29 protein-coding genes and 3 pseudogenes are annotated in these 25503 nt (G+C 35.6%); 18 read left to right on the top strand and 14 right to left on the bottom strand.

What is annotated here, in order from left to right:
- Positions 1-482 precede the first annotated feature (482 nt).
- From Q5794_RS19430 to Q5794_RS19420, 3 genes are all read left to right on the top strand, one after another.
- Positions 483-695, top strand: coding sequence for a DUF3231 family protein (locus Q5794_RS19430; protein WP_226897308.1), 213 nt, complete (start codon positions 483-485; stop codon positions 693-695).
- Between the two features lie 438 nt (positions 696-1133).
- Positions 1134-1415, top strand: a complete 282-nt coding sequence (locus Q5794_RS19425; protein WP_156602977.1) for a MerR family transcriptional regulator — start codon at positions 1134-1136, stop codon at positions 1413-1415.
- Positions 1416-2231: 816 nt separating this feature from the next.
- Positions 2232-2465, top strand: coding sequence for a hypothetical protein (locus tag Q5794_RS19420; protein ID WP_192995178.1), 234 nt, complete (start codon positions 2232-2234; stop codon positions 2463-2465).
- On the opposite strand, the gene Q5794_RS19415 is transcribed toward Q5794_RS19420, so the two are convergent.
- From Q5794_RS19415 to Q5794_RS19395, 5 genes are all read right to left on the bottom strand, one after another.
- On the bottom strand, positions 2462-3565 hold the full coding sequence (locus Q5794_RS19415) for a GerAB/ArcD/ProY family transporter (protein WP_374988332.1): 1104 nt from the start codon (positions 3563-3565) through the stop codon (positions 2462-2464). The genes Q5794_RS19420 and Q5794_RS19415 overlap by 4 nt on opposite strands.
- A 109-nt stretch (positions 3566-3674) precedes the next feature.
- Positions 3675-4772 (bottom strand): endospore germination permease, encoded by a 1098-nt coding sequence (locus Q5794_RS19410; protein ID WP_374988331.1) that lies wholly within the window; start codon positions 4770-4772, stop codon positions 3675-3677.
- A 42-nt stretch (positions 4773-4814) separates the two neighbouring features.
- On the bottom strand, positions 4815-6044 hold the full coding sequence (locus Q5794_RS19405) for a Ger(x)C family spore germination protein (RefSeq protein WP_192995164.1): 1230 nt from the start codon (positions 6042-6044) through the stop codon (positions 4815-4817).
- Complete coding sequence (locus tag Q5794_RS19400) at positions 6013-7656, bottom strand: spore germination protein (protein WP_192995160.1); 1644 nt, start codon at positions 7654-7656, stop codon at positions 6013-6015. Before Q5794_RS19400 ends, Q5794_RS19405 begins: the two co-directional genes overlap by 32 nt.
- A 731-nt stretch (positions 7657-8387) precedes the next feature.
- On the bottom strand, positions 8388-9563 hold the full coding sequence (locus tag Q5794_RS19395; protein ID WP_374988330.1) for an MFS transporter: 1176 nt from the start codon (positions 9561-9563) through the stop codon (positions 8388-8390).
- Positions 9564-9957: 394 nt separating this feature from the next.
- Between Q5794_RS19395 and Q5794_RS19390 the strand changes: the two genes are divergently transcribed.
- From Q5794_RS19390 to Q5794_RS19380, 3 genes are all read left to right on the top strand, one after another.
- Positions 9958-10950 carry a LacI family DNA-binding transcriptional regulator gene (locus Q5794_RS19390; RefSeq protein WP_098314753.1) on the top strand — a complete coding sequence of 331 codons (993 nt, stop codon included), beginning with the start codon at positions 9958-9960 and terminating at the stop codon, positions 10948-10950.
- A gap of 239 nt (positions 10951-11189) precedes the next feature.
- The gene (locus Q5794_RS19385; protein ID WP_192995151.1) at positions 11190-12911 is read left to right on the top strand and encodes an alpha-glucosidase; all 1722 of its coding nucleotides are present in this window, start codon (positions 11190-11192) and stop codon (positions 12909-12911) included.
- A 54-nt stretch (positions 12912-12965) separates the two neighbouring features.
- A complete protein-coding gene (locus Q5794_RS19380) occupies positions 12966-14474 on the top strand; it encodes a glycoside hydrolase family 32 protein (RefSeq protein WP_192995147.1) in 1509 nt (502 codons plus the stop codon).
- 140 nt (positions 14475-14614) lie between these two features.
- Here Q5794_RS19380 and Q5794_RS19375 read toward each other — a convergent pair whose 3' ends face one another.
- Both Q5794_RS19375 and Q5794_RS19370 read right to left on the bottom strand, forming a co-directional pair.
- Entirely contained in the window at positions 14615-14734 is a 120-nt protein-coding gene (locus Q5794_RS19375; protein ID WP_226897307.1) for a DUF5360 family protein, read from the bottom strand.
- A 60-nt stretch (positions 14735-14794) separates the two neighbouring features.
- Positions 14795-15165 (bottom strand): annotated as a pseudogene (locus Q5794_RS19370) (DMT family transporter).
- A 190-nt stretch (positions 15166-15355) separates the two neighbouring features.
- Here Q5794_RS19370 and Q5794_RS19365 point away from each other — a divergent pair.
- On the top strand, positions 15356-15988 hold the full coding sequence (locus Q5794_RS19365; protein ID WP_214987307.1) for a triacylglycerol lipase: 633 nt from the start codon (positions 15356-15358) through the stop codon (positions 15986-15988).
- A gap of 214 nt (positions 15989-16202) precedes the next feature.
- Here Q5794_RS19365 and Q5794_RS19360 read toward each other — a convergent pair whose 3' ends face one another.
- The 4 genes from Q5794_RS19360 to Q5794_RS19345 form a co-directional block, all read right to left on the bottom strand.
- Positions 16203-16361 (bottom strand): hypothetical protein, encoded by a 159-nt coding sequence (locus Q5794_RS19360; RefSeq protein WP_214987306.1) that lies wholly within the window; start codon positions 16359-16361, stop codon positions 16203-16205.
- Positions 16362-16444: 83 nt separating this feature from the next.
- A complete protein-coding gene (locus Q5794_RS19355) occupies positions 16445-16654 on the bottom strand; it encodes a small, acid-soluble spore protein, alpha/beta type (RefSeq protein WP_374988329.1) in 210 nt (69 codons plus the stop codon).
- Between the two features lie 314 nt (positions 16655-16968).
- The gene (locus Q5794_RS19350) at positions 16969-17175 is read right to left on the bottom strand and encodes a hypothetical protein (RefSeq protein ID WP_192995132.1); all 207 of its coding nucleotides are present in this window, start codon (positions 17173-17175) and stop codon (positions 16969-16971) included.
- A 42-nt stretch (positions 17176-17217) separates the two neighbouring features.
- On the bottom strand, positions 17218-17382 hold the full coding sequence (locus Q5794_RS19345) for a hypothetical protein (protein WP_214987305.1): 165 nt from the start codon (positions 17380-17382) through the stop codon (positions 17218-17220).
- 186 nt (positions 17383-17568) lie between these two features.
- Between Q5794_RS19345 and Q5794_RS19340 the strand changes: the two genes are divergently transcribed.
- The 8 genes and pseudogenes from Q5794_RS19340 to Q5794_RS19305 all read left to right on the top strand — a co-directional run.
- On the top strand, positions 17569-17775 hold the full coding sequence (locus tag Q5794_RS19340) for a hypothetical protein (RefSeq protein ID WP_192995123.1): 207 nt from the start codon (positions 17569-17571) through the stop codon (positions 17773-17775).
- A 133-nt stretch (positions 17776-17908) separates the two neighbouring features.
- Entirely contained in the window at positions 17909-18091 is a 183-nt protein-coding gene (locus Q5794_RS19335) for a hypothetical protein (RefSeq protein ID WP_025749972.1), read from the top strand.
- Positions 18092-18312: 221 nt separating this feature from the next.
- Positions 18313-19056 carry an HAD family hydrolase gene (locus Q5794_RS19330; RefSeq protein WP_374988328.1) on the top strand — a complete coding sequence of 248 codons (744 nt, stop codon included), beginning with the start codon at positions 18313-18315 and terminating at the stop codon, positions 19054-19056.
- Between the two features lie 125 nt (positions 19057-19181).
- A complete protein-coding gene (locus tag Q5794_RS19325; RefSeq protein ID WP_192995114.1) occupies positions 19182-19370 on the top strand; it encodes a hypothetical protein in 189 nt (62 codons plus the stop codon).
- A 69-nt stretch (positions 19371-19439) separates the two neighbouring features.
- Positions 19440-19661 (top strand): CotD family spore coat protein, encoded by a 222-nt coding sequence (locus tag Q5794_RS19320; protein WP_226897306.1) that lies wholly within the window; start codon positions 19440-19442, stop codon positions 19659-19661.
- Between the two features lie 201 nt (positions 19662-19862).
- Positions 19863-19970, top strand: coding sequence for a YjcZ family sporulation protein (locus Q5794_RS19315; RefSeq protein WP_016766356.1), 108 nt, complete (start codon positions 19863-19865; stop codon positions 19968-19970).
- A gap of 287 nt (positions 19971-20257) precedes the next feature.
- Complete coding sequence (locus Q5794_RS19310; RefSeq protein WP_013058439.1) at positions 20258-20410, top strand: YjcZ family sporulation protein; 153 nt, start codon at positions 20258-20260, stop codon at positions 20408-20410.
- A gap of 235 nt (positions 20411-20645) precedes the next feature.
- Positions 20646-20743 (top strand): annotated as a pseudogene (locus tag Q5794_RS19305) (helix-turn-helix domain-containing protein); the annotation flags it as partial.
- Positions 20744-20804: 61 nt separating this feature from the next.
- Here the strand turns inward: Q5794_RS19305 and Q5794_RS19300 are convergent.
- Positions 20805-21353, bottom strand: coding sequence for a TetR/AcrR family transcriptional regulator (locus tag Q5794_RS19300; protein ID WP_029323560.1), 549 nt, complete (start codon positions 21351-21353; stop codon positions 20805-20807).
- 209 nt (positions 21354-21562) lie between these two features.
- Here Q5794_RS19300 and Q5794_RS19295 point away from each other — a divergent pair, with 209 nt between their 5' ends.
- The 3 genes from Q5794_RS19295 (at position 21563) to Q5794_RS19285 (ending at position 23775) form a co-directional block, all read left to right on the top strand.
- Positions 21563-22318 carry a carboxymuconolactone decarboxylase family protein gene (locus Q5794_RS19295; protein WP_057273786.1) on the top strand — a complete coding sequence of 252 codons (756 nt, stop codon included), beginning with the start codon at positions 21563-21565 and terminating at the stop codon, positions 22316-22318.
- A gap of 118 nt (positions 22319-22436) precedes the next feature.
- The gene (locus tag Q5794_RS19290; RefSeq protein ID WP_192995106.1) at positions 22437-23300 is read left to right on the top strand and encodes an aldo/keto reductase; all 864 of its coding nucleotides are present in this window, start codon (positions 22437-22439) and stop codon (positions 23298-23300) included.
- A gap of 64 nt (positions 23301-23364) precedes the next feature.
- Positions 23365-23775: a cupin domain-containing protein gene (locus tag Q5794_RS19285; RefSeq protein WP_214987364.1), complete on the top strand. Its 411-nt coding sequence runs from the start codon at positions 23365-23367 to the stop codon at positions 23773-23775.
- Positions 23776-23888: 113 nt separating this feature from the next.
- Here Q5794_RS19285 and Q5794_RS19280 read toward each other — a convergent pair.
- Together Q5794_RS19280 and Q5794_RS19275 are read right to left on the bottom strand one after the other, a co-directional pair.
- Positions 23889-24230: pseudogene (locus tag Q5794_RS19280) on the bottom strand (SDR family NAD(P)-dependent oxidoreductase); the annotation flags it as partial.
- 77 nt (positions 24231-24307) lie between these two features.
- Positions 24308-25477, bottom strand: coding sequence for an MFS transporter (locus Q5794_RS19275; RefSeq protein WP_192995098.1), 1170 nt, complete (start codon positions 25475-25477; stop codon positions 24308-24310).
- Positions 25478-25503: the final 26 nt, after the last annotated feature.

The raw sequence follows: 25503 nt of genomic DNA, 5'->3' as shown, positions 1-25503 counted from the left end.
ACCGTATCAATGGTTATTTTTATACTAAACATAAAATTAAAAATGCAAGAGAGGAAGAGGTTATATTGTCAAAGACACTTCAGAAAAAAGAATACTGTAAAAAGTGCAGAAAAGAAACTATACATACTCTCACAGAAGATGCTTTAGAAATTAATTGTTACTGCCATGAATGTCATTCACAACACGATATCGTAAAAACATTTTTTTAATCATTTCTTAAAGTTTCACTCTCCAATAGACGAATAAATAGCTATTTTTTTAGATATATCCATAACCAAACTCCATATTCACCTTCGCTATTGAATTTCATTTTGTACGATTATAGAAGCAGAGAAGAACGGGTAAAGTAACCGGGAAGATTTTTAGTGGAGGTGAACGAAAAGTGAGCAGTAGGGAAAGAGATCTTATAACCATTGAAGATGAAAAGGGTATTGAAAAACAATATGCAGTTGAGGCTTTATTTGATATGAGAGATCAGACTTATGCTTCTCCAGACAGGTTTCTTTTTTGGTGTAGCAGTAACTTATTATAACGCAGCTCTCATTGCAAGTATGAGAGCTGATATTTCAGCACACTGTCAAAAGGCGGCCTTGGATAGCTTGTGGATTTATAGCCGTATTGGGAAAGATATGATTGATAATCAGTGGATGGAACAGCCTCCTCAAGCAGACGACCGTAAAAAGTTAGATGATTAGAAAAACATTCTTAATAAATTAATGTTTAATCCTCCAAGCATGCTACTAAAGGTGATGCAAATCATCATTCCGTATAAGGTTACGTGTAAACAGACAAGACTACTGTTCAGGAGCAGGAGTCTTTTTGTTTTTAGGATGTATCTTCTATACACTCTTAGTTAACATAGTTAAACTAAGAATATTTTTCTGTATTATCCATTAAGGATTAGGGAATCTTGTGACTACTCTCTAATAAATATATAAAATATACTCCTACTAATTAAATATTCGTGTTAGGAATTATAACCAAGTTGTAGATTATTTGTATAATTTGTTGTTATTGTAGGTGTAATTATTTGAAAATTTAGATATTAGATTAGATTTATTATTCATAACATACATACTTACTTATTCTTTATTATTTTAAAATCAATCAAATAGATAAAGGAGAGGATATATTTGAAGAATAATTATTTATATCGAGAGAAAAAAATAATGACTATGAAAACTGTTACTGAAATGACCGGATTGTCTGAGAGACAAATTCGTTATTATGAAACTCAAAAACTTATCTTTCCTGAACGTACCTTCTCTGGTACCCGTAGGTATTCTTTTTCTGATATTGAGAGATTAATGGATATTGCAGAAAAAATAGAAGATGGAGTTCTTACACGAGAAATTCGAGATGATCTTTATAAAAGAAGAAAAAAGATATTAATACAAGAAACGAAACGATTATAGTTCAACTAAGAACTTATTTTCCACGAAACTAATTGAATAATTTTATCAAGATTAATAATAATTATTACATTGCTTAAAATAAATAATTTAAAATCCTTTCTTCGCTATACTTTTTTCAATTTCCAGAAGGGTGAATTATATATGAAGGGGCTAAAAGATATGAAAATATTTATGAATCGGTTTATAAAAAACATTACTTGTATAGTTGAATTTGTTTATCTATATATGCTGCTCTCTTTTATAGAATTACAGGCTGCTTTACTAAAATCATTGCAAATAAAATAGTCTTTTATCTTAAAAGATTCATAATATATACATCTTTAAAGATGTATATATTATGAATCTTTCTACTGGTTTATTTGTGGTTCTAACGTAAAAATTGAGGGGCGAAAATTAAGAGGTAATCAATAATTTTATATAAAAATGAATTTTCTCTTCTTATAGAAATTATTCATTAGTTTGTTTTAACCATCATTTTTAGTTCTGTGCGAGCTTAATTAAAATCAATATGAGATCTTATCGCAAAGCGCTGACTATACAGAAGCAAGGAAGGGTGCAGTTACTCTTCGTTAGGGAATAAAGCTTGAACAACAACTGTTATAAACTCATTCAGAGGAAGACCTTCTTTCTTTAGGAGGATTGAGGGGTACTTAATTTTCTAAGAAAAGTCCTTCCTTTTGGTACTTATTCATTTACACAAGATATTTTATACTATCTTACGCCTTTCCCTTAATTTAAAACAATAATAAGGTTTATTATTAAAAACCTTATTTTTGACAAATAATATATTTACTTTAAATTAAAGGAGGGAAGGACATGAAGATTTTCCTAGCAATAATTATTGTCTTTTTATTATCTACTTTAAACCTCTTGCTAATGGATTTTCTATTAGGTTTTAGTTTTTATGATTCATTTCTGCACCTTCTAAACCCTTTTTGGGTTATGAGTAGTGCAGAATATATAATGTTAGCAGGGCTTTTTTTAATTGTTATTGGCCAGCAAATTTTTCTAACTATAAAAAAGAAAGAGGAGAAACGAAACAATTCCTAGTGAGTCTTTTTCTTAACATAATTCTGAATGATGGAGATGATTAGCATAAACAATGGAATAACGATAAGAAAAGGAACATGAAGATATTTTATTGTATCACCTAAACCTTCTTCAATATGTTCAGAAAAACTAGAGGCAATTGTCATGGATGAAAAAACGAGAATGACTCCAAGTGGTAAAATGAGCCTTTGATGACTTTTTAATTTAAACAACTCAGCTATTCCCAGAACAGCCCCATATAGAAAGATGGATACCTTGAAGAGAACGGTCATTAATAACGTAAACACTACAATGGCATCCAATCTTTCAATAAAATCAAACAGGTTTACCTTTCCAATTGTCGCTAATGTAGGAAATGTAGATCTCTGCATTACATCTAAACCTAGAACGGACATATTTAAAGCAGCTGTCCAGCTTAAGATTAAACCACTTGAAATTAAAGCAGATAACCATACCTGTTTTATTAGTTTAGGACGATTTAAATACGGTAGTAGCATGGTGAATACGAACATTTCACCAAATGGAAAAGAAATAACAGATGGGAAAGCTGTTGTTAAGATAGGCCTCCACCCATGCTCAAGAAATGGCCTGATTTGATTAAAATCGAAATCTCCTGAAACAAGCACGAAGAAGTTTGCTCCTACTCCAAATAAAAGCAAAATGACAATGAATACTTCTGACGTTCTCCCTAATACCTCGATTCCTAGGTAGATAATGTAACATATAACAAGAACAAATGAGAGATTAATTGCAAGTAACGGGGTTTCTGGCAAAGTGGACGAAGCCAGTAAGTCTCCGAAATCACGTACATTTCTAGCTGCAATATATAAGAAGAATAAACAATATAACAGACCAATTATCCAACCAAGATATTTACCAAATATTTTTCTAACGTACCCCGTAAGTGGGAGGTTCGGATATTGACGAAATAGCATGTAGTAAATAAAAAATAAGAGTATTCCTCCACCCATCCCTAAAATTATGGCAATCCAAGCATCTTTCCTTGCAGGTATTCCATAACTTACGATTAATGCAGTCCCTAAATCGAAAATAAACATCAGGGCAAAGAGTTGAATCACACTTATTTTCGCTTTCTCCATCTTTGTAAATTACCTCCTTTCTTTCTGGTTTTAAAAAGTCGTCTTTTTTCTTTCATATTGGCTAATAACTTTCTCAATGTTCAATAATAGAATCAGTCTAAATCCATTACTAGTTCATTTTCTTTTCAAAATGCTTACGTATAATCGAAACTAATAACAGTAATATGGGAAGAATGACAAGTGGAGTGACGGCAAAGAAATTAAAAAGAAAACCTTCTTCTGTATGTTCTGAAAAACTAGAAGCCATGGTGAGAGATAAAAAGATAACAACCGTTCCTATCGGTAAAAGAATCTGATGATAATTGTTTAATTTGAATAAATCAGCTATTCCAACGACTGCAGCATATAAATAGATAGATGCTTTGAAAAAAACTGTAATCAATAAAGTAAATACCACAATGGCGTCCAGTCTTTCGATAAAATCAAACAGATTGACTTTCCCAACTGCTTTTAATAGAGGAAACGTCGAACGTTTCATTACATCTAGACCAAGAACAGATATATTTAACAATACGGTCCAGCTTAAAATCAAACCACTTGAAATCAAGGCTGCCAGCCATACCCTCTTTGCTAATTGAGGGCGATTTAAATACGGTAATAGCATGGTAAAGGCAACCATTTCACTAAATGGAAAAATAATTAGATGAGGAAAAGCTGTTGTAAAGATAGGCTTCCATCCATGTTCAAGAAAGGGACGTATCTGATGAAAATCAACATCTCCTGATACCAGCACAAAAAAATTACCGGCTGCTCCAAGTAAGAGTAAAATGACAATAAATACTTCTGCTGTTCTCCCTAATACTTCCACTCCGAGATGAATGACATAACACATCACAAGCACAAGTGTAATATTGATTACCAATAATGGAGTTTCTGATAAGGTGGACGAAACCAATAGATCTCCAAACTCACGTACATTTCTCCCGCAAATGTACAAAAAAGTGAGACAATATAACAAACCAACTATCCATCCAATGTATTTACCAAATATCTCTCTTATATATCCAGTAAAGAGCAAATTCGGATATTGACGAAATAAAATAAAATAGACAAAAGATAACATAAAACCACCACATACTGCCAAAAGAATAGACAGCCAAGCGTCCTTACCAGCAGATGTCCCATAACTAACGACTAGCGCTGTTCCCAACTCAAAGATAAACATGAGGGCAAAGAGTTGAATGACACTTATTTTCGCTTTTTCCATTGATCAAACAACCCCTTTCTTTTCCTCTTATTACTAGATTTCTTATTTATTTATATAGGATTTGGTTGTCATACCTGTTCGGCGAATAATTGCCTGTGCATTCACATGAACTTCTGTTTCCGGAAAGATATCTTTTTCCCATGAACTTTCGATGTTTTTCCATACATATTTGTCTGCCATATTAATATTTTCACCAAAATTGAAGATATCACTTTTTTGTTTTTGTGCTTTTTTTACTGTCAGTAATACTTCCTGTTTAATCTCTTCTTCTAATTGTTCATCTAGTTGACCAAGGACTTTCGATTTACCAAGGTCCTTGGAGCAATTATTTTCTAAGACAGCGCCTTCGGCATGAACGGTAATATAGATAACTGGTTTCTGATGTTGAATTGTTACGTGAGTGGAAGATTTAGCACGTGAAATTTCAATTGCAGTGGCTTCCTTTTTCTTTCCACAGTTAAGATTTATCACGGTTCGTTTCATTTCATTCGTAATCCAAGTCACTCCTCGTGCAGCATGCCCATCTAACCAGTTTTCCAACTTCCCATCTTTAAAAATGGCCATCCCTTTTATTTCAATCTGCGTGCTTGGGGAAATTTGTTGTATATTTGTTGTGGCATTTCCCCTCGGAGTCTCTCCGTTAATCTCAACACCGGTGACCATTACACTTCCTTCTTTTAGTCCTTGAATCACCTGATCCGCACGTGTACTTTTATAGGCTCCCCAGTCTTCTTCAGAAGACTTTAAAGCATCCCCAATCTTTGCAGAGGGGATGGCTTCTAACGCTGTTGTAACTTCTAACGTTTCTTTTGCTGTAGCATGTCCCCTTGCGATTAAAACTGGAAACAGGACACGAAATTGGGCATCACGTTCAATCATATCAAATAAATCTTCAATTCCTTCCTTCGCTACCTTTTCACCAATCACCAATACTTGAAGATGAGGAAAGAAAAGCTCTCCAGGTGACTTTGTTGAAATCTTTCGTAGGGTCTCAGCAAGGGTGCTTCCTGTTTCAGTAAAGGTTGTCACAGGCGAAGCTTGAACTTTTCCCCCTTGTTGTCCACCAGCGACTTGAGAAGGGTTGATGATTTGAACCGTAACTCGATATCGATTCTTTATCTTGTCACTGCCTTTATCAATGGCCATCCCTGATACGATGCTCAGTTGTTGTAATTCTTCACGGTCCCAACATCCTGATAATAAGACTACAAATACACAAACTACAATAAGCATCAACGGTTTATGTCTCATTGGAATCCCTCTTTGACTCATGTTGTTTCATACCACCTTCTCTTGGTGAAGGTTCACGATTGTAGTTATCATCTGTCCTCTTCGTTTTTACCTGACTAACTAAACGAGGACGTTTAGACATAAAAGGTAAGGGAAATCGTAAAATAGAATCTTTTTGATCAGTTATAACAATGGGTGCAAAAGGTGCCAAATAAGGAATACCAAATGAACGCAAACTACACGTATGAGCTACTAACATGATTACTCCTAAGCCAATTCCATAGAGTCCAAAAAAACTGGCCAAAATCATCATCCCAAATCGAAGTAAACGAGTAGCATCCGTCATCGCATAATGAGGAATAGTGAAGCTAGCAATAGCTGTAGCTGCCACGACAATAACCATTGCACTGGAAACAATCCCAGCTGAAACAGCTGCTTCTCCCAATACAAGGGCCCCGACGATGGAAACAGCCTGACCGACAGGACGCGGCATACGAACACCGGCTTCTCGCAACACCTCGAACGTGAACTCCATCAATAACGCTTCTATGATGATGGGAAAAGGGATGCTTTGACGCTGTGCTGCCAAGTTAATTAACAACGGTGTTGGAATTAATTCGGGATGGAACGAGAGAAACGCAATGAATAAAGATGGACCAAGAAGAGTGATTAAAAAAGAAATAATTCTTAATATTCGCAGGAAGCTAGCCATCGTCCAGCGTAAATAATAATCCTCCGCGGTCTGGAAAAATTGATTCCATGTCGCAGGAACAATGAGAGGCGTAGGTGTTTCGTTTACAAAAATCACGACTCTTCCTTCTAATAGATTTCCTGCCACTACATCGGGTCTTTCGGTTATAAAAACAGTGGGCCAAGGGGTCCACGTTTCATCTGTAATCCATTCTTCAATCGTATTCGACCCTTGAACTTCATCCACTTCTATTTTACTGAGCCTCTCTTTTATTTCTGTAAGAAGCTTCTCATTGACGATTCCTTTTACATACATCATTCCAACGCCCGTTTGCGTGATTGTTCCCATTTCCGTCGTTTCCAACCAAAGATTGGGGCTTTTGATCCGACGACGAATCATGGCTGTATTACTAATAAGCGACTCTGTAAAGCTGTCTCGGGGGCCCCGGACAGACGATTCTGCCACGGGTTCCGAAATGGCTCTAAGATCCCCTCCTTGCGCTGAACAAGCAAATGCTTGATCCCATCCATCTACTAGTACGATTGTTTCTCCCGATAATAGATGGAGAAACAGTTTATCGAAATTCGTTACCTCCTCCACATTCGTAATGGTTAACATATGTTCTTTTATGTACGTCCCTAATTGGCTTGGTCCATAAGGGGCTTCCTCTTCAATCATCTCTACATCATTCATTAGTCTTTCTATAATGGAGTTTCCCAGAATTTCTTTATCTGTTAATCCATTTATATAAATAGAAGCTACTTTACATAAAAAGGGTTTTCCCATTTTAAAATCTCGAACCACTAAATCTCCACTATTACCTAAAGAGTTCTTTACTCTTGTTAGATTTTCAGCCAAAGATGAACTAAGAGTCTCGTCATTTGAAGTAGTTTCTTCATACTGAAGGGGCATTTTTTTTGGTTTTCTGGCTTTTTTTATCAGGCGATTCCAGGCGCTGTTCATATTTTAATAACCCCCACTTTTGTATGTCATCGAATGAAGAGGACATTGGTTTTTCCAATATTCACTAGTAATTTTTCCTTATATTACTTTTTTATACATTGATTCTTCTTTCCTTCATTTCGTTAGATCGTTTTGGTGGTAATAAAAAAAGCATGTAAGAGTAGAATGTCATCAAAAAAGAAGGTGAGGCAGCCATTACATTTTTGGATATGCTATTGTTGGATATAGCTCAGTAATAAGGCTAGGCTAGTTTTTTAACATTTATTACGGATTTAATTCTGCAAATTCTGTTTTGGATGCTCCTAGAAGAAAGAGATCGTATTTGCAAGCATTGAGGAGAGGGAATAGAAGCTGCGCTGAATAAGAAGATAACTTTTGAAAGACCTAAAGCTGAAGTTAGCCAGGAGTTTATGGAAGTTTATAAATGGTGGAAAAAAAGTAAAACAAACTGTACAAGCCATGAAAGAAGCAAATATGAAGAAAACAACATTTTATAAAGTAATAAAGCAATATGAAAGTACTTTAAAGAAGGTCGATTTATAATAAAAGAAACTCACCAAAAAGAAGCCTTTGCTATAATTAGCAAAGGCTTTCAAAACTATGGGAATCACAACTAATAGGAACAGTTTAAAAGATATTTTTGAAGTTTTAAGACTAATTATTATATTTTTCTTGATTCTAAGCAGTAAGTTTTGAATCGTTCCTATCTTTAGATGCTTGATTCTTGTTTCTTAAAAGAAATGCACCAAATAGAGTAAAGATAGTGACAATCCCCCCATGATTAAGTATGTTTGACGAAAACCAATTGAATCGTATAGATTTCCTACGATAGGGGAGAGTATAACCGCCCCTAGCTGCATCGCAAATTGGTAGCCAACCAAATATAAAATTGAAGAGAATTTTGTATCAAAATGTATAGCCAGATATTTAAAAACAGAAACGATGATAATGGCAAACTCTGGTGCGTTAAGAAGCTTAATAAATGAAATGCTGTATGGATCTGATACTAGACCTGAACCTATCACGCGTAAAATCATAATGATTCCTGCTAAAATTAAACCTCCTTTAGGACCCACTTTACGGACAATGAATGGAGCAACTAATAACATACCGGATTCTAAAAAAACCTGACCTGCATTTAAGTAACCAAATATTTGGTTTCCTAATTGTTCTGTTGGAAACAGAGAGGCATAATATACAGGGAATTGCTGGTCAAAGACATTATAAATACAGCCCGTCCCGAGCATAAAAATCATAAAAATCCAGAAATCTTTTCGTTTAAATAAAATGCCCAAATCTTGAATAGAAAGGGACTTTGCCTTCTTTTCTTCGATAGTGGATACCTCTACTTTTGTAAGGAAAATAACAAGTAATAAGAGAATGCCTGATCCCGATGCAATCCAAAAGTTGATATTAGGGTTAATATTAAGCATTCGTCCCCCGATGGCAGCTGCAACGGCAGCTCCTATTGATCCCCAAAGTCTTGCACGACCGAATTCAAACTCATACTTTCTGCCAACTTTTTCGATATATGACTCGATAGCTGAGATACCAGCTAAAAAAGTGATAGCAAGATAAGACCCGCCTATCAGAGCTCCTATCCAAAAATTCCAGTTTAAAAGAGGTTGATAGATGAAAATGAGAAATGGTCCAGATAAAATAACTAAAATTGAAATGAAGTATAATAAATTCTTTCGTAATCCCAATTTGTCAGAGATATATCCATAAAGCGGTTGGAAAAGCATAGTGAAGACAGCGTTTACAGAAAAAACAATACCCGTTTGTGCTCCGGAAAGGTTAAGGCTTTGTCCCAACCAGATAGCAAAAAAAGTGAAAATAGAGGCAATAGATAAGAAGAACAAGAAAAAGAAACTGCTTAGCTTCCAGTAAAGTTTATTGTTTTGCATATTTAAATCCCCTTTGCTGTTTATGTATCTAAATTTTATTTAGAAAGCGTTTTCGATTTGATTGTATTATATATGGTACCGTTTTCATATGTCAATAAGAAAATAATTAACAAAAATACCCTTTTAAAAAAGGGTTATTTAAGTATAATGTGTTTTTTTAGTGTGGTACTGGTTTCCTGCTTATGAAATAAACACTTTTAAGTATGCTGGTTTATTAATCATGAAACACATTATATAAAAAGGTTCTGTTTTAAAGAGTCACAGCGATTTTACTGGTATTCTTATTGAACACATGATATAGAGGTTCAAACGAATTCATTCGTTGCATTTTGGCTCTTTCTTAACGTAAAATAAGTATGAAACTGATTTCAGTTAGTGATGGAGTGATAAATAAATGCCTACCATATATGACGTAGCAAAATTATCGGGGTTATCAAAAACAACCGTTTCCCGTGTTATAAACAATCATTCATATGTTTCAGAAGAGAAAAAAAATCTGGTGCTAAAAGCAATGAAAGAGCTTAACTATACCCCGAACCCTTCGGCAAGAAAGTTAAGAGGGCAGGTAACGACTACAATTGGTGTCATTGTACCAAGAATCGTAAATCCATTTTTCTCTTATTTAGTCGATTCAATTGAACAAGTTGCTTATAAAAACGGCTATCATGTATTAATTTTTCAAAGTAATGAAGATAAAGAGAAAGAATTGGCCTTTCTAAATTTACTAAAAACCAAGCAAGTTGACGGAATTATTATGACCTCTATTGAAAATGACTGGAGTATCATAGAACCGTTTACTGAATCTGGTCCTATTTTGTTATGCAATGAATATGTGAACAACGCAAGTGTCCCAATCGTTCGATTAGATCAATATAAGGGTGCGTATATAGGCGTAAAGCATTTACTTGAAAAAGGCCACCGGAAAATTGGATACTGCACCGGTGGATTATTTGCTGAGGAAGGCAAGGACAAGGACCGTAATCAAGGTTATCAAAAAGCACTGCAAGAGGCAGGAATTCAGCCAGATCCAAAATGGGTTTTTGTTAATCAACACAGTATTGAAGACGGAAAGCAAGTAATTAAAAAAATCCTGTCGATGGAGGATCGTCCAACGGCTATATTTACAGGAAGTGATGAAATTGCCGGGGGAATGATGATTGAAGCCAAAGAGTGTGGTCTAAAAATACCTAATGATTTGGCGATTATTGGCTTTGATGATCAACCTCTTGCACAAATGTTAGATCCAAAGCTAACGACTATACGACAACCTATTGATCAGATGGGGATTAAAGCAATGGAAACCCTTATTGATATGTTGAATGATTCTGAAGTAAAAGTGGAAACTTTTGAACTTCCAATCGAGCTGGTTGTTCGAAGTTCAACATAATAGGAAATCACACATGAAGGTGAGAGCTGAATTTATTCGTTCTCACCTTTTTTTGAAAAATTTTCAGAAAAGTTATTGAAACCGTTCCCATGATGTAATACAATAAATTTATCTTAAAGGAAAAGGGTTATATCGGACTTTTTAATAGCGTAATTTTTTTAATCATATATGGTATCGATACCATATAAATGAAGGATAAGTACATAATTTTAATATAAAAATACGGGAGCTGATAAGAAATGGTTCAATTAAGTGAAAGAAAGAATGAAGAAAGCGCTACAATAAAGAATAGACAATGGTGGAAGGAAGCAGTTGTATATCAAATTTATCCGAAAAGTTTTTATGATTCTAATGGTGACGGAATTGGTGACTTAAAAGGAGTTATTCAAAAATTAGATTACTTAAAAGAGTTAGGTATCGACGTTATTTGGTTAAGCCCAGTTTATCAATCACCAATGGACGATAACGGATATGACATCTCTGATTATCAAGCAATTGCAGAGGAATTTGGCTCTATGGAAGATATGGATCTATTAATCCATGAAGCTAAAAAAAGAAATATAAAGATTATTATGGACTTAGTAGTTAACCATACTTCGGATGAACATGAATGGTTCATAGAATCAAAAAGTGATGTAAATCATCCTAAAAGAGATTGGTATATTTGGAGAAACGGAAGAGAAGACGGGGCTCCGCCTAACAATTGGAAATCTATTTTTGGCGGTTCGTGCTGGGAGTATGATGAGCAAACCGGACAGTATTATCTTCATGCATTTTCTAAAAAACAGCCTGATCTTAATTGGGAAAACCCTGATCTTCGAAATGCCGTTTATAAAATGGTCACATGGTGGTTAGATAAAGGAATTAGCGGCTTTAGAGTAGACGCCATTACATTTATAAAAAAACGACAGGACTTTAAGGATATATTTGCTGATTCATATGATGGAATGAATGTAATTGAAACAAATCAACAAGGCATTCATGAATTTTTAAGTGAACTAAGTAAAGAAGCTTTTACTTCACATGATATCTTAACCGTGGCAGAAGCACCTGGGGTATCACACAAAGAACTGCCTATTTATGCGGGAGAAGACGGGCATTTTAGTATGCTTTTTGAGTTCGATCATGTCGATCTAGATGTGGGAAAAGAAGGGAAATGGTATGAACCGTATAATTGGAATCTACTTGATTTCAAAAAAGCCATTTCTGACAGTCAAACGTTCTATAACAACACAGGGTGGGGAGCGCTTTATTTAGAAAACCATGACCAGCCTCGTTCTTTAAACAAATTTATTAAACCAGAAGATATAGGACCTATTCCAGCTAAAATGTTAGCTACCGTCTATTTCTTATTAAAAGGGACGCCATTTATCTATCAAGGGCAAGAAATTGGAATGACAAATGTAGAGTATCCATCAATTGAGCATTACAATGACTTGGCTTCAATCGATCAATATTACTCTGCGCTGAAAGAAGGATTCTCAAAAGAGGAAGCATTAGCAGCGATTTGGAGACGCAGTCGTGATAATTCTCGAACACCTATGCAGTGGAATTATTCTGAATATGCAGGGTTTAGCCAGGGCACACCGTGGCTAGAGATAAATCCTAATTACTCTTCTGTTAACGTCGAGAATGCTTTAAAAGATCGTAATTCTTTATTTTATTTCTATAAAAATTTAATTAGTTTAAGAAAAAGCAGTCCATATTCAGATGTTATTGCTTTTGGTAAATACGAAGACATGTTTAAAGATAGCCTACAAATCATGGCCTACACAAGAGAGTTGAACGATAAAAAAATAGCGGTGATTGCTAACTTTGATAATAAAGAGTTGACTCTAAACTTAGATTTTAATATGAAAAATGTTATTTTATCCAACTATGATCATTTAGAATTACACCTAAATCAGATAAAATTACGATCTTACGAGTCCATTGTTTGTGAAGTCGATTTATCATTTTAATCTCTTTTTATCACAATTAACTCATTCACGTATAGAAAGGCAGGGTGAAATCTTTTGAAAACATTAAGAAATCAACATCAAGAAAAAATCTTAAAGGCAATGAAGTCTGTGCTAAACGAGCAGGTGTCTGTTGATCAGAATCATTGGCGACTACAATATCATGTGTCTACACCAGCATACTGGATGAATGACCCAAACGGATTCAGCTTTTATAAAGGTGAGTATCATTTATTTTATCAACATCATCCTTACTCTCCCGAGTGGGGGCCGATGTATTGGGGGCATATAAAAAGTAAGGATCTTACTTACTGGGAACACCTTCCTATCGCTCTTGCTCCGAGTGAAGAATACGACCAGGATGGATGTTTTTCAGGAAGTGCAATTGAAAAAGACGGAAAGCTTTATGCAATGTACACAGGGAATGCGTGGACAGGGGATAACTATGATACGGACTTAAGACAGGTTCAGTGTCTTGCTGTAAGCGAAGACGGCGTTCATTTTAATAAAGTGCCTCAAAATCCAGTTATTGATTCAGTGCCTGAAGGGGATATTCATCCTCATCATTTTAGAGATCCAAAAGTATGGAAGAAGGACGACTATTATTATTGTGTTCTTGGATCACGCACGAAGGATCATGAGGGCCAAGTTCTTTTGTACCGTTCAAGAGATCTGATGAATTGGGAGTTTATAAATGTAATGGCTAAAAGTCAAGGGAATCTTGGTTTTATGTGGGAGTGTCCAGATCTTTTTAGTCTCGATGGACAGGACATATTTGTCATGTCGCCTCAAGGGGTAAAACCAGAAAGAGATCTCTATCATAACTTGCATCAAGCTGGATATGTAAAAGGGAAATTAGACTATCAAACGGGGCTGCTTCAACATGAAGACTTTCAGCTTTTGGACTACGGATTTGACTTTTATGCTCCTCAAACAACGGAAGATGAACATGGCAGACGCATTATGATAGCGTGGATGGCTATGTGGGAAAGCAGCATGCCTGAACAAAAACACAATTGGGCAGGCGCAATGACTATTCCGCGTGAGCTTTCTACTAAACAAGGGAATATAATTAGTAAACCAATTCCAGAGCTTAAGCAGCTTCGTCAACATCACGTGCAGTATAAAAATATCACGGTTAACGGAGAACAAGAACTTGCAGGTATTTCAGGTGATTGTTACGAACTTGAAGTGAAATTTAACGCAAAAGCTGCTTCACAATTCGGAATAAAATTGAGAACAGATAATGACACTCAACAAGAAACGCTCTTAACTTATGATAGGCTAGAGAATTTGTTTATCTTTAATCGTGATAACTCAGGTGAAGGTAATGGGGGAATAAGAAAAGCACCTGTTCAATTAAATGACAATCACTTACATCTTCATCTGTTTGTTGATAAATCGTCCATCGAAGTTTTTATTAATGAAGGCGAGAAAGTGATGACGAGCAGAATCTATCCTGGAGACAATGCAAAAGGTATTTGTTTCTTTGCAGATCAAGAAATTGAATTGATTACCTTAAATAAATGGAACTTAAGCAAGGGCGTTTCCCCACTGATTTTTTAAAGGTAAATAGGAATTGGATAAAGATAGTAGCCAAGCAACGTATAAGAAAGAGATTACAATAATTTATGCAACTAGATTAACTTGAAGAACAGATCACCTTAAGGAGATCTGTTCTTTTTATATATACATTAATATCTTTATTACCTGGAAAGGTGCTTTTTTTGATTACTGTTATCTTTTATAAATAGTTTTATAAAGAATAGAGGGTAAATCATCAAGTGCAAATTAAAAGCCCACCATGTTAAATTGAAATCTTTCATAAGTGCTCAATATGCAATAGCTTGTAGCCCTGAGCGAAAGGTTATAAATATTTCATCTTTTTATCTAGTGTTTTCTTCCAAAGTGGGTTTACTAGTAGTAGCTTCTTTTTCCCCGGTCATATTTAATGTCACTACACCGATAATAATGAGAGCTATAGCAACGATCTTTAGCAGACTTACACTTTCATTAAAGTACATAAATCCAATTAGCGTAATAATTATCATCCCCATACCTGAATACCTGACCAAATAGCGTAAGCGATTGAAACTTCTAAACTTTTTAACGTTAATGTCAAAAAGTATAAACTACAAATATAAAAAAGTATAAGCAATACACTTGGCATAATTTTAGTAAAACCGTCTGATAATTTCATGGTCGTAGTTCCGGCAACTTCAAAAAGAATAGCTAAACATAGATAAATCCAATACAACTTTCTTCGCCTCCTTATTTTTTACAGAAAAGCTTAGGTGATGATTTTTGTCATAAAAATTATAAAAATACTCATAGATAACAAATAAATATAACTTTAAATCCCTAATGAGTATAAGTTTACCATATTAGGATTTTTATATATAATCTATAGAGGTTGTTACTTACATATTTTGAGGAGGAGAAAAGAAATGAAGAAAACGTTTGCCGCATTAATTTTTGCTTTATCTCTGGTTGTATCTGCATTGGGAATTCAGCCTTCGAATGCTAAGGCCGAAGCAAACCACAATCCGGTTGTTCTTGTTCATGGAATCAGCGGTGCGTCCTATAACTTTATTGCTATCAAAAACTATTTAATCGCTCAAGGGTGGGATCGCAATGATCTTTATGCTATTGATTTTATAGATAAGACAGGCAACAATTTGAATAATGGACCTCAGCTTGCTCGATACATTGATCAAGTGTTGAAAGAGACGGGAGCTAAGAAGGTAGATATTGTTGCTCATAGTATGGGGGGAGCAAACACGCTGTACTATATTAAATATCTAGGGGGAGGGAATAAGATTGAAAATGTCGTGACGTTAGGAGGGGCGAATGGTTTAGTTTCTTCGACAGCCCTCCCAGGTACAGATCTCAATCAAAAAATTCTTTATACGTCGATCTACAGCATAAATGATCAAATTGTTGTTAATAGTCTCTCTAGGCTGCAAGGAGCAAGAAATATTCAACTTTATGGCATTGGACATATTGGATTGCTTTCAAATAGTCAGGTTAACGCGTACATAAAAGAAGGGTTGAATGGCGGGGGACAAAATACAAACTAATTATTTTTCAGTTGGACAGGCTCGACTTTTATATATTAGGGATTACACTGTTTGCCTTTGTTTTTCAATAGCATGTACCCGATGAAACACAACCGAAGTCAAAGCAGCTCCCGCGTCGAAATAGAGTATACTGCTAAAAGTACCTCAGTTAATCGAGGTACTTTTTTAGGTTTTTGTACAAAGAATCGAGGATTAAAACCGCTCAAATTAATTTTTAATCGCGCATTGCGCCTGCTTCTCGAGAAGTCATTGTACCTTGTCCTTCACTTACGTCTCTTTGGATTTCTTGTTTTACTTTTTGTGCATTTGTTGCAGAAGCTGCTGGTTTCTCAGTAAAACCCGCCTTTTCTTTAGCTGATTGATGTTGCTGCATATACTCTCTCCTTCCTTTTTTATTCGTACAAAAAGGAAGAATGGGGACCCATTCTTCCTTCAGCCATCAATTATAAAGTTGTCTTAGAAACGTCCGCCGCCAAGTTGTTGCTCAGCCATTTGTACAAGACGTTTTGTGATTTCGCCACCTACTGATCCGTTTGCACGTGCAGTTGTATCAGCACCAAGGTTTACACCAAATTCGCTAGCGATTTCATATTTCATTTGATCGATTGCTTGTTCAGCACCGTATACTACTAATTCATTGTTGTTGCTGCTGTTGTTGTTTGCCATGTTGTGTCACCTCCTTGTTTTTCTTAAGTTTCCTATTGTGGAAGAAATGTATTCGTGGTAAATAATGGATGTATATTTCGTTGTTAGGATGACATACTAATTTTTAGAAACAACCGACACTGTAAAAAGTGGGATTAGATGTTTCTTTTCCTTGTGACTAAAAACTAAACGCTTGCCATGTGTAGGAGAGAGAATGACAACTCGTTTGTCATTCTTTTTTCATGTTCATGGGTATATTATTTGAATGACAAAGGACTAACTCTATAAAGAGTTAGTCTTTGGCTTAATAAAAATGATTGCTTTTTATAGCTATTTTAAGAATTGTGTTTAGTTATTCTACCCATTGCTTCTTGAACTGCATTTACAACAAAAGGGTCTTTTTCTTTCAAATCATTCACTCTGATTTCACCTGATTGTAAACCTCTGCAGATTTCATGGATATCTTCTTCAATTGTAATCGGCAGCTTATTTTCTGTAAGCATGTTACTTAATTCATTTGCTAACATTTTTTGTTGATCCATGGGATGCCCTCCTCGTCATGTAAAAGTATAAAGTGATCAAGCTTATTTATTTTCTCTTCCTTCTTGCTGATTCTGTACTTTTTCAATTCCAGTGTTTGATTCAAATCCGACTCGATAAGTTCCAGATTTTTGTTGCTTTACTGAATCTGGCATTTGATACTGCTTTAAATCATCCTGAAACTGTCTTGTGCTTGGATTTCCTTCCACTTATATTCCTCCTCAGTAAATTAAGTTTTGACGTTTTAGTTTCCCCAGTTCGTAAAACAATTAAGCATGTTGTACATGTCTCTTTGCAACAAGTATCTGATTAATTCTCGGGAAATAAAAATATAACTTAACCTTCCACTTATTTTATCTTCAAATTTTCAAACAATAGGGCTAGGAGGTGTTTTTATGCCAAAGAAAGACTTTAAAGGCGTTGATAATTCAGGAATTGCAGAAAGAGTTGATTATAACAACTATAAAAATAAAGATAGCAACAATGATCCTACGCTTAACCGTATTGTCGAAGAAGATGGGCGTGCTCTTGACCCGAGTGAAACCTTAGAAAATTTTTTTACTGACCTTGAAGGTGAAGAGCCACAAGAAATTACAACTTAATAAAAAAAGTAGAAAACGGCGGATCTTTTTTAGCGAAAAGACCTACGAAACGTAGATATTTTCATTAAAGAACCTGCTGTAAACGAGTTAACATGATTTGAAAAAATGAGGGTTATTAATAGAGGTGAAGTTAATGTCGCACACAGAAACTGAACGAACAACGTATATGTATGATCCTTTCACTATACAAGGTCTTGAAATGAATATACCTAAAGAAGGCGAAGGCAGCCAACCGCTAATAAATCGTTCAGGACTGAGTACCTCTACGTTCAAAACAAACATGAATAGAAAACATTTTGAACGTTATATTTATTAGCAGGAATATCCTGCAGCTTTTTATCTTATAAAAAGATCCTTCTATTTTATATGCTAGAAGGATCTTTCCACTAAATATACTTATTTCAGTATAGTAATCAATTGCTTGTCCCTAACCTATTGGGAAATTCACCTTGGTTTTAGGTGTGGATAGGTAATAAAAGTGGTTAGTGTTTTTTCATTATACTGTCTGTACATCCATTGTAGAAAGGATTTAACGAAATGCAGAAGCAAACCTTAATTTTTAATTTAGACGATACGCTTGTTCACTGTAATAAATATTTTAGAGACACCATAAATGCTTTTGTGGCTCAATTGCAGGAATGGTTTGAGAATCTGACTAAGGAAGAAATAAAACAAAAGCAGTTAGAGATAGATTTAAAAAGTATCAAAAAGTATGGCCTTCACTCTTCCCGTTTTCCAGAATCATTAGTAGCTACTTATTTATTTTTTAGTGAACAAAATCATCAAGATATCCATGAAGATAGAGTCGAAAGAGTCAAAAAAATTGGTCAAAGTGTATTTGAAGTACCGATAGAGCCTTTGCCAAATATGTATGAAGTATTAGATAAGCTTAAAGAACAAGGAGATAATCTCTACTTACACACAGGTGGAGACGAGGAAAATCAAGGTAGAAAAATTGTTCAGCTAGAGCTAGCTAAATACTTTGAAAAAAGAGTGTTTATTTCTGAACAAAAGGATACACCTGCATTAAAAGAAATACTAAACCAAATTAAGTACGATCCAAAAAAGACTTGGATGATTGGCAATTCATTAAAAACCGATATAAGACCGGCAGTAGAAGTTGGAATACATGCGATTCACGTACCTTCTGAACTGGAGTGGAGCTACAATCAAGTTAAAATTGATATTGCGCCAAAAGGTAAATTGATAACCGTTAATTCATTGCTGGAAGTTCCAAAAAACATCCAAAAGCATGCTCAAGAAACGGTTGTGTCTACCTAAGGTCATATGTAAACACAATATACAGAAACAGCTAACCGTTGATTAAACCTTACCCAACAGTAGCCAGATAAAGTTCTTATGTTTTTTCTAATCAACTCACATACTATACAGAGGAGGTGACTGGTATGGCAGATCAATTCAAAGAATCAGAAAAGATGATATGTGAAGATCATAATTCTCCAGTTGATGAAAGAAGCTACGATTTATACGAAGCGACCCGTAATTCACTTTTACGTAATGAATTAGACGATAAAAACAAAACCATTTTAAATAATATTGATAATGCAGCGGTGGATGTTAATCTTGAGGAATAATGGACATTAAAAAAACTTCTACTGCTATCAGAATGAACTAAAAAAACCTCATTCTTACTATTACAAAGCATGTTTAAAAGGTTCATAATTCACCTTGTTAAACAAAATACATCTTTTGCTGGTCAAGATGTGTTTGTGCCAGTGGTGCATCCTAGTCATACCACAAATGTTTATCAAAAAAATTATAAATATATGCACTCATTCCCGCATACAGAATCCGTTGTATGTCAGGAAACGCATCAACATTTTTGTGCTCCAAGCTGTCCTCCTAGACCTCGTCCTTGGTGCTGATAGCCAAAAAAGCCCCTTCATTTTAACAATGAAGGGTTTTTACTATGTGAAATTTAGGATGTTATTTAGCTACCGTTAAACAAAGTAGCCTATTTTAGACCAAAATCCAATCGATATGAGCTATGTCTACATATAATACCTTAACCCATGTATATTTAAAGTTTTTTCCTTTAGTTAAATACCACGAAAAGAGGTGTTTATATGTCTAGTTATGGTGGAGCTGGGTCTGGTTTTGCTTTATTAGTTGTCCTGTTTATTCTTCTTGTCATTATTGGATGCAGCTGTTACGGCCGCGGATTTGGCTATTAATAACAATAAAAAAGTCTTTCTCAAATTTGAGAAAGACTTTTTTATTCTAGGCTGTGCAGGGAGTGCTTTTATACGCAATAGAACTGATTGGGCGGAATTCAAACAATCTATTGCAGAGGGAGTAAAAATCATATATGGGATCTGAGGATGCTTCATTGTATGTAAAAGAAACTAAAAGGTTATTATTTTTTATTTATAGTGATATAAAACGTAGTCTATCCACTTCGTGGAGCAAATTTCGTTTTTCATCATATGCTAAATGTATGAACGAGAAGGAGGTGAAGTTTATGTTCTTTGGCGGTTATGGCGGAGGTTGTGGCTATGGTTATGGCGGCGGCTGCGGTTACGGCGGTGGCAGTGGTTTTGCTTTAATTATCGTGCTGTTTATCTTATTAATCATTATTGGCTGTGCTTGTTGGGGAGGATTTGGCGGTTGCTAATTATTAGCCTGCCTTTATCTCTAACTTAAAAAAGTTAGCTTTATGCTAGCTTTTTTTATTTGTTAAATAGGGACATGTATAGTGATTAGTACTAATACCTGCTGTGTTAACCAATGGTTTACAGCTTGTTACTAAGCGTTTGTGGAATTTTTTACATACTTATCGTGAGCTAGGCCTTAGAGGTGATGAAGGTGAATTAGGGGAACAGCTGCAGAAGTTAAGAGAAGAGAAAAAGATGTCCAGGGAAGAAGTAGCTGGGGCAATGAATGTATCTAGACAAGCTGTCTATAAATGGGAAAATAATAAAGGTATCCTGATATTGAGAACCTTTTATAAATAACCTGGATCCTCTATAGAGTCCAGGTTATTTAATTGCTTTTAAAAACGCAATAAATTATTCTAAATTCCGATCTAACAATATGCCAGTTTGCTCAGCTATGACATCGGTTGGAACGTGCATGCCATTTTTAAACCACCATTCTACTGTTCCTACAACAGCTGAGGCAAAGAATTGAACAACAACTTCTTTACTTAACCCTTCGTTTTCACCTTTAGTTATATCAACTTCAGGACTATACTCTTGGATGACTAACTCGAGAAAACGACTGCGAAAATAATGTGCGCCTTTACTTTCTAACATGGTGGAAAAGAACAGGTGGTGGCGCTCAAAGTATTCAAACCAAATATAATTTCCTTCTTGAAACGTCATATCAGCAGCCGAATGGCATAGTTCCTCGAGATTGTTCATATGCTCTTCAATCATCTTATCTAGTAAATCGTATTTATCCATGTAGTGAAGATAAATTGTGCCTCGGTTAACGTTTGCTTTGTCAGCAATGTCCTGAATGGTAATGTCATCAAATCGTTTTTGGGTCATTAACTCAGTAACTGCTTTTTTTATAGCCTCTTGGCTTTTGAGTATTCTTCTATCGACTTTAGCCACTTTAAAACCTCACTTTTTTTAAAGATATTCAACAATATCTCTTCATTTGTTGAGTAATCAACGAATCGCCTTTAATTAGCGATTGAAAGGATCTTATTTGCTTTTATAATTATAGACAGATGTTGATTAATCAATCAATATTGATTTTTAGCAGACAGGTAGATACTTTTAAAACTATAGAAAAATGAACTTCAATAGGAGGAATGTTTGTGAACCGCATTGACAGGAGTATAGAAAAATACAAGCAGCTGTTTGGCGATGGTGTTCCAGCTACACATGTTACCGATCCGGATTTTCAGGACATTCTGAGCCATTTTATTTTTGGAGAAGTTTTTTATCAAGGTGAGCTAGATGACAAGGAGCGCGAGCTAATTACATTGGTAGTTCTGGCTACTAACCAGACGTTGCCTCAACTAACAGCACATGTTAGCGCAGCGCTGAGTGTTGGTCTAACACCTGTAGAAATTAAAGAAGCTGTTTACCAGTGTGCACCATACATTGGATTTCCAAAAACGTTAAATGCCATCGATAAAGTTAACGAGGTTTTCAAAGCAAAGGAAATTGTTTTACCGATAGAGAGTCAAAAGACGGTAAATGAACAGAATCGCTCTCAAAAAGGGCTGGCTACTCAAGTAGAGATTTTCGGGGATGTTATTAAAAAAATGCAGAAGAATGCTCCATCGAATCAAACGCATATACAGGAATATCTTTCGGCTTTTTGTTTCGGAGATTTCTACACCCGCAGCGGACTTGATTTGCAAACAAGAGAGCTATTAACTCTCTGTATTGTAAGTGCGTTAGGTGGTGCTGAAGGTCAAGTGAAGGCACATGTACAAGGGAATCTGAATGTAGGAAATGCCAAGGAACAATTGATTGATGCAATCACTCATTGTCTTCCATATATGGGCTTTCCAAGAACACTAAATACATTAGCTTGTATTAATGAAATTAGCCCTGAAAACTAAGAGAAGAAAGTAAAGAATCTCTGTTTTATGTGAAGATTTCCCTGATAAGAAATGGGAAACCAAAGTATATAGGACAAGTTACTATAAAAAATAGAACAATTCAAAGGAGATAAAAAACATGTTTAACGAAACGTATAAATTATCAAACGGTGTAGAAATTCCGCTATTAGGCCTTGGTACTTGGCTGCTTGATGATGAACAGGCAGCGCAGGCAGTGCGTGATGCGGTCTCTAATGGGTACCGTCACATTGATACGGCTCAAGCTTATATGAATGAAGCTGGTATAGGCGAAGGAATCCGTTTTAGCGGTGTTGAAAGAGAAGAACTTTTCATTACAACAAAGGTTGCAGCAGAAGCAAAGACTTATGAGGAAGTTACGGAGTCCATTGATGAGTCTTTAACAAAGATGGGGCTGGATTACATTGATCTTCTCATTATCCACAGTCCACAGCCTTGGACGGAGTTTAGAGAAGAAAATCGCTATTTCGAAGAAAACAAAAAGGCATGGAAAGCAATGGAGGACGCTTATAAAGCAGGAAAGGTAAAGGCAATCGGTCTTTCTAATTTCCTTCAGGATGATATAGAGAATATTCTTTCAAGCTGTGAAATCAAGCCTATGGTCAATCAGATATTAGCACATGTGAGCAACACGCCTTTAGATTTAATTGAGTTTTGTCAGAAGAATGACATCTTGGTAGAAGCATATTCGCCAATTGCACACGGTGCAGTTCTTGATAATAAAGAAGTTAAGGTAATAGCTGATAAATACGGGGTATCTGTCGCGCAGCTTTGCCTACGCTATGATATTCAGCTTGGTCTTGCAGTAATTCCTAAGACCGCAAACCCAGATCATATGAGAATCAATACAGAGCTTGATTTTGTGATTAGTGATGCAGATATGGAAATTTTGAAAAATGTCGAACCTATTCAGGATTATGGTGAGCATAGCTACTTCCCGGTATTTGGTGGGAAGTTGAAGTAAACATGCAATAGCAATGAATGAGCCAAGAGATACAACTATGAATGATATTATTGGAGGAATCAAAATGGCAAAACATGAAGAAGTAAAAAATGGCGTTATTTTCCCAGTAGGAGAAAAAAACGAAGCGTATGCACAATTTTTTGTTGGACAAAGCTATCTTCAAACATTAATCGCGGATCCCAAAGTGAATGTCGGAGTTGGAAATGTGACCTTTGAACCTGGATGCCGCAATAACTGGCATATTCATCGTGATGGATTTCAGCTTTTATTAGTAACAGGTGGCGAAGGCTGGTACCAAGAAGAAGGAAAACCTGCACAATTCTTAAAAGCTGGAGATGTTGTTGTTACACATGATGGTGTAAAACATTGGCATGGTGCTGCAAAAGACAGCTGGTTTGAACACATTGCCATCACTGCTGGTACGCCGGAATGGTTAGAACCAGTAACGGATGAGCAATATAACAACATAAAATAATAGATTGCATATATGCTAGAAACAAAAAAACCTACGGATTATTGGTAATAATCCGTAGGTTTTTTATTATAAATTCAAAATATCATAGGGGAGGTACTTAAAGCTCTAAACATTCACCAATCGATTTGTTTATCATCCTTAAAAAAGCCTCCGGAAGGTCCTTCAGTTCCAATCGTTGCTAACCAAAGGATAGAACGAGCAGCTTGCTCTGGAGTTCTTGGAGCTGATGGTCCACCCATATCTGAGCTTACCCATCCCGGATCGACTGCGTTAATTTTGATATCTTTGGCGCTTTCTGCAGCTATTAATTGCGTTAAGCCATTTAGAATAAGCTTAGATAACTTATAAGCGCCTACTCCTGGAGATGACATTTCACTCATGGCTCCATATTCTGAGGAAACATTAATAATTCTTCCGTAGGATTGCTGTTCCATGAGGGGTATAAAGGAACGGATTGCTGCTTTTCATAGATGTAATAAAAGAAAACAAAGGGATCCTACTAGGGATCCCGAAAGAAAGTTGCGCTGATGTCTTATTTTGAAAGTTGACTTATCGGACGCTGCATGTAGCTTCTTGGTAAAATAAATAGTACACTCAATACTAATGACAAGATCCCCACTAGTACAACATATTGTGTACCCATTCCTGATATAAATAGTCCACCCACAGCTGTGCCAATCGTTGTTCCTAAGTTAACGGATGATAAAAATAATCCATTCGCAAAATCAGGTGCTTCTGGAGCTGCGGAGGAAATCCAATATTGATTAATATTCGTTCCTATACCAGCAAATATTCCCCAAACTAAAGTCAGGATAGCCATAGGCCAAGTAAACTGTCCGACGAAGAATAAAATGATGTAAACGACTCCCAATGCGAAAGGGAAAACGACTACAGTTTTAATGGCGTTTTTCGTAAGTAACTTCCCTGCGATAATGTTTCCGACAATATTTGCCCCACCGAATAGAATCAACATGAAACTAATTAATTGTCCAGAGATGTTCGTAACGCTTTTAAGATACTCAGCAAGATAGCTGTATACCCCAAATACTGCTGAATTCAGTAAAAGAACAGCAATAATGGAAAGCCAAGTAATAGGTTTTTTTAATACGCTTAGCTGTGCTCCGTATGAAAGTCTTTCTTTAACAGGCATAGAAGGGAAGAATGCCCACGTAGCAATAAATACTATAGCGTTAATGACAGCGAAAAATGTCATTGCTATTTGAAACGAAACTGTGCTTGCAAGAAAGCTTGCGATTGGTACACCAAGCACCATACCTGCAGATACGCCAATAAAGACTTTTGAGACAGCTTTTGGAGCGTCTTCCTTGCTAACGGAGTTTGCTGCCATTGTAAAAGCTGCTGAAAAATAAATTGGATGAAAGATAGCTGGAATCACACGTGCAATTATGGCAATAGCAAAGTTAGAAGTAAAGATAGAAATAATGTTACCTAAAACGAAAATACCAAGTACAAGTAACATTGCTTTCTTACGGTTGACTCCTGAAAAGAGTAAAGGCATCGTTGGACCAGATATTGATACAGTAAGCGCAAAGAGACTCACCAGCCATCCGGCCTTTGATACACTGATATGAAAGTGATCCGCAATGTAGGGCAGTATCCCTATAACCCCCATTTCGGTATTTATAATCCCGAAAGCTCCTAAGGTTAAGACAAATATAAGTAGCTTATTTTGTTTAGACATAAAATCAATTTCCTTCTTTCTAAAAA

It is taken from the genome of Priestia megaterium, assembly GCF_041941685.1.
GTDB classification, from domain to species: domain Bacteria; phylum Bacillota; class Bacilli; order Bacillales; family Bacillaceae_H; genus Priestia; species Priestia megaterium_C.
This window is presented reverse-complemented; position numbering and strand designations above follow the sequence as displayed.